This window comes from Gammaproteobacteria bacterium (assembly GCA_033720895.1).
Lineage (GTDB): Bacteria > Pseudomonadota > Gammaproteobacteria > Natronospirales > JAJUFS01 > JAWWBS01.
Map to the genome: position 1 here is coordinate 1 of JAWWBS010000094.1, position 4,830 is coordinate 4,830.

The 4,830-nt window shown below is 60.9% G+C and carries 4 protein-coding genes; all 4 read left to right on the plus strand.

Annotated elements, in window-relative coordinates:
• The first annotated feature begins 117 nt into the window (after positions 1 to 117).
• Positions 118 to 1,266, plus strand: a complete 1,149-nt coding sequence (locus R3217_10270; protein MDX1455826.1) for a LysM peptidoglycan-binding domain-containing protein — start codon at positions 118 to 120, stop codon at positions 1,264 to 1,266.
• A 108-nt stretch (positions 1,267 to 1,374) separates the two neighbouring features.
• Positions 1,375 to 2,478 carry a DNA-processing protein DprA gene (gene dprA, locus R3217_10275; GenBank protein MDX1455827.1) on the plus strand — a complete coding sequence of 368 codons (1,104 nt, stop codon included), beginning with the start codon at positions 1,375 to 1,377 and terminating at the stop codon, positions 2,476 to 2,478.
• 12 nt (positions 2,479 to 2,490) lie between these two features.
• Positions 2,491 to 2,964 (plus strand): DUF494 domain-containing protein, encoded by a 474-nt coding sequence (locus R3217_10280; GenBank protein MDX1455828.1) that lies wholly within the window; start codon positions 2,491 to 2,493, stop codon positions 2,962 to 2,964.
• Positions 2,965 to 3,061: 97 nt separating this feature from the next.
• Positions 3,062 to 4,830, plus strand: a 1,769-nt coding sequence (topA, locus tag R3217_10285) for a type I DNA topoisomerase (GenBank protein MDX1455829.1), incomplete at its 3' end; no start/stop codon positions are given.

The window sequence follows — 4,830 nt, forward strand, 5'->3', positions numbered from 1 at the left end:
GACCATGCTCAGGGAAACAAGGGGTACCCGCCAGATTGACCGGACCCGCAGCCTCGGAGAGCCAGAAGAATGATGCCAACGTCACCTAACGCTGTTCGGCAAACTACCAGCAAGTCCATGAATTATGGGGATTATACCCGTTTTCAAGGGCGGACGCTGTTGCTGCTGGCCCTGCTGGCAGCCTTCTCGCTGCTGACCGCCGGCTGCGCCAGCGAACCGGCAATGCAGCCTGCTCCTCAGGCAGCCGAGCCGGCACCCGTGCAGAGCGAACCCACGAAAGAGGTCCGCGTGGCACCGCGGGCTCCCGAGCGCTACACCGTCAAGAAAGGCGACACGCTGTGGGACATCTCCTCGATGTTCCTGGAAGATCCCTGGCTCTGGCCGGAAATCTGGTTCGTGAATCCTCAGATCGCCAATCCGCACCTGATCTACCCGGGTGACGTGATCATACTCTTTTATTACGACGATCAGCCGCAGCTGCGTGTCGAGCGTGATGGTGAAATCTACATGACCACGCTGGGCACCGAGCGCCTGTCGCCGAAGATTCGCACGTCGCCGATCGACCAGGCCATTCCAACCATTCCGATCGAGGCCATTCGAGCATTCCTCAGCCAGCCGCACATTGTGACGGAAGACCAGTACGAGGCTGCTCCCTACATCCTTCGTGGCCAGGACGGCCGCTTGCTGGCAGGCGCGGGCGACCACGTCTACGTGCGCGGCCTGCAAAGTGGTGGGCCCGAGCGCTTCAATATCGTGCGCATCGGCGACGAATACGAAGACCCGGAAACCGGTGACTTCCTCGGCTGGGAAGCCATGGAAGTAGCCCAAGGCGTGGCCAAGCGCTGGGGTGATCCGGCCACGGTCTACATCGAGCGCAGCAAGCGCGAGTCGACCAAGGGCGACCGCCTGCTGCCGATCGACGAAGATGACTTCAACAGCAACATCATCCCGCATGCCCCCGAAAAATCGGTCAACGGCTACATCATCGACGTAGTCGATGGTGTCTCGAATGTCGGCCGCTACCAGATCGTCACCCTCAACCGCGGTGAGGCGGACGGCCTCGAGATCGGCCACGTGCTGGACGTCTACCAGCAGGGCGAAGAGGTCAGCGATGACGTAGCGGGACGGCTGAGCTGGTCGGTGGACCTGCCTTCCGAAAAGGCGGGCTCGGTACTGGTATTCCGAGTCTTCAACGAGGTCAGTTTTGCGCTGGTCATGACCTCGACCAAGGAAATCCACACGCTGGACATGGTTCGCAATCCCTGAAACACTCGGTCTGAACAATTGCTGATCGCGCCAGGACGGCGCGGTACCCAGAAAGCCCGCCAGGTCGCCTGACCATGGCGGGTGTTACCGGGAGGGCCACCGAGGCACATGAAGGATCTGCGCCACTGGCTCGCCCTGGTCCGCACGCCCGGACTGGGGTGGCCGTCACTTGACGCAATGCTGGCCGAGTTCGGCACGCCTGGCGCCCTTTTCACCCTGAATCCTCGCCAGCTCACCCCGTTCGACCTCTCACCAAAGACGCGTGATGCCCTGCAGAACCCGGACTGGGAGCGGGTTGACACCGATATCGCGTGGATGGAAGACAGCGGCACGACACTCGTGCCGGCCACATCAAAGGACTATCCGGAGTTTCTCCGGGGCATCGATCATCCGCCAATCGCCTTGTTTGCGCGCGGCGATGTCGGCCTGCTGACGGACTACCAGCTGGCGATTGTCGGATCCCGGAATCCGACCCGAGGCGGCACCGCGACGGCAGCCGATTTTGCGGGAACACTGGCGCGCGCCGGGCTCGTCATCACCAGCGGCCTGGCCAGCGGCATCGATGCCGCCGCACATGCTGGCGCGCTGGATGCCGGTGGCGGCACGATTGCCGTCTGCGGCACCGGACTCGATCGCCTGTACCCTGCCAGCAACAAGGAACTGGGCGAGCGCATCGTGGCCGAGGGCCTCATGATCTCGGAATTTCCGCCTGGCACCTCGCCACGCCCCGAGAACTTCCCGCGCCGCAACCGCATCATCAGTGGCATGAGCCTGGGCACCCTGGTGGTCGAGGCGGCCCAGCGCAGCGGCTCGCTGATCACCGCCCGGCTGGCCAGCGAACAGGGCCGCGAAGTCTTCGCGATACCGGGATCCATTCACAACCCGCTGGCACGTGGCTGCCATCGACTGATACGCGACGGCGCCAAGCTGGTGGAATCAGCTGCCGACGTGCTGGAAGATATCCGCAACCTGGCCAGCCTGCCGACGCAGCTGGCAGACACCATCACTTCCCCCGAGGCTGAAGAGGAGGACAGCAACGACCCGGATTATGAGCGCGTCTTGCAAACGCTGGGGTTCGACCCCACACCTGTAGACGTGATCGTCGCGCAAACCGGGCTGAAAGCCGATGTGATATCTTCCATGCTGCTGATCCTGGAGCTCCAGGGGAGAGTGGAAGCCTCACCCGGCGGTCGTTATGCCCGAGTGAACTGATAGGTAGCCAAGATGAAAGAAAACGTGCTGGATGTACTCATGTACCTATTCGACAACTACCTGGAAGACGAAACAGATCCACAGCATGACCGCGAAACACTCCGTATCGAACTGGAAGAAGCCGGCTTCGACCGGCATGAAGTAAGCAAGGCCTTCCGCTGGCTGGAAGGCCTCGGGGCAGATCCATCCAAGGGCCTGTCCTTGCACGCCGAGCAATCGCTGCGCGTGTTCAGCCGGGAAGAAATGCTGCGGCTGGATGCGGAATGCCGCGGTTTTCTCATCTACCTTGAACAGGTCGGGATACTCAACCAGCAGGAAAGAGAACTGGTTATCGACCGAATCATGGCGCTGGATTCCGATGAAATTGACATTGATCAGGTCAAGTGGATTATCCTGATGGTCCTTTTCAACCAGCCGGGGCAGGAACAGAACTTCGCCCGGATGGAGGATCTGGTATTCGAGGAGCGGGTCGGCGCCGTCCACTGACGGCCTTTCGCTCCACAACCTGAACTCAGGGGAACCGCATCTTCGCTGGCAGCAGCGAGGGTGCGTGTTGCCGCCAAACGGAAGCCACACCGGACCCATGAGCAAGAATCTCGTCATTGTAGAATCCCCGGCCAAGGCCAAGACCATCGAGAAATACCTGGGCAAGGATTTCAAGGTGCTGGCTTCCTATGGACATGTTCGCGACCTGGTGCCGAAAGAAGGTGCCGTAGATCCCGAGCACGACTTCGACATGAAGTACCAGGTGATCGAGCGGAACGAAAAGCATGTCGACAAGATCGAAAAGGAAATGAAGAAGGCGGACACGCTGATGCTCGCCACTGACCCCGATCGCGAGGGAGAGGCCATTTCCTGGCATCTGTACGAACTGCTCAAGGAGCGGGGCGTGCTGGACGGCAAGGATGTCCGTCGCGTCGTCTTCCACGAGATCACCAAGCGCGCCATCAAGGACGCGGTCGAACACCCACGCACCCTGTCCAACGACCTGGTTGCCGCCCAGCAGGCCAGGCGCGCGCTGGATTACCTCGTCGGCTTCAATCTTTCGCCACTGCTTTGGAAGAAGATCCGCCGCGGCCTGTCGGCCGGGCGCGTGCAGTCCCCTGCGCTCCGGATGATTGTCGAGCGCGAGGAAGAAATCGAGAAATTCGTGCCGCGCGAGTACTGGACGCTGGAAGGCAAGTTCGAGAAGGAAGGCTCGGGCTTCGGGGGCAAGCTGTGGCGCTTCGAGAACGAGAAGGTCGAACAGTTCAGCTTCGAGAACGAAGAATCGGCGCGCAAGGCGGAATCCGCCCTCAAGGCTGCCGGCGACACACTGGTCATCAACAAGGTCGAGAAGAAACAGCGTCGTCGCAACCCGACTGCACCTTTCACCACCTCGACCTTGCAGCAGGAAGCATCGCGCAAGCTGGGATTCGGCGCCAACCGCACCATGCGCACGGCACAGCAGCTGTATGAAGGCGTGGAAACGGAAGACGGTACCGTCGGCCTGATCACCTACATGCGTACCGACTCCGTCACCCTGTCCCAGGATGCACTGAACGAGATTCGCGAGGTCATTGGCGAGCGCTACGGCAAGGACAATGTCCCGGACGAACCGAACGTCTACAAGACCAAGTCCAAGAATGCGCAGGAAGCGCACGAGGCCATTCGCCCGACGTCGGTGAAGCTGACGCCCGAGGACATCCGCAAGTTCATGACGCCGGACCAGGCGAAGCTTTACGAACTGATCTGGAAGCGCACCGTCGCCAGTCAGATGGTGCATGCTGTCTACGATACCGTCGCTGCCGAGATTGCCGCCGGTGAGGGCAACGTGTTCCGTGCGACCGGTTCGACACTGGTCAAGCCTGGCTTCATCGCCGTCTACCTCGAGGACGTCGACGACAAGAAGGCCGATGACGACGATGACAAGACGTTGCCGGAACTGAACGAAGGTGACGAAATCAAGTTCGTGGACATCGATACCGTTCAGCATTTCACCGAGCCACCACCGCGCTTCTCGGAAGCCAGCCTGGTCAAGGCACTTGAGGAATACGGCATCGGTCGCCCGTCGACCTACGCGTCCATTATCACCACGCTGCAGAACCGCGAATATGTCGAGATGGATGCGAGACGTTTCATCCCGACCGACGTGGCGCGCATCGTCAACAAGTTCCTGACCGATCATTTCACCCAGTACGTGGACTACGAGTTCACCGCGCGCCTCGAAGACGAGCTCGATGAGGTCTCTCGCGGCGAGAAGGACTGGGTGCCCCTGATGCGCGAATTCTGGAAGCCTTTCAAGGAGCGCGTCGACGACAAGGAAAGCCTGACGCGCGAGGAAGTCGCCCAGGCACGCGAACTTGGCACGGA

Bases quoted from the DNA above. Each gene is read 5' to 3' on its own strand.
- R3217_10270 (MDX1455826.1), top strand. From the start codon at position 118: ATGAATTATGGGGATTATACCCGTTTTCAAGGGCGGACGCTGTTGCTG.
- R3217_10280 (MDX1455828.1), top strand. From the start codon at position 2,491: ATGAAAGAAAACGTGCTGGATGTACTCATGTACCTATTCGACAACTAC.
- dprA (MDX1455827.1), top strand. From the start codon at position 1,375: ATGAAGGATCTGCGCCACTGGCTCGCCCTGGTCCGCACGCCCGGACTG.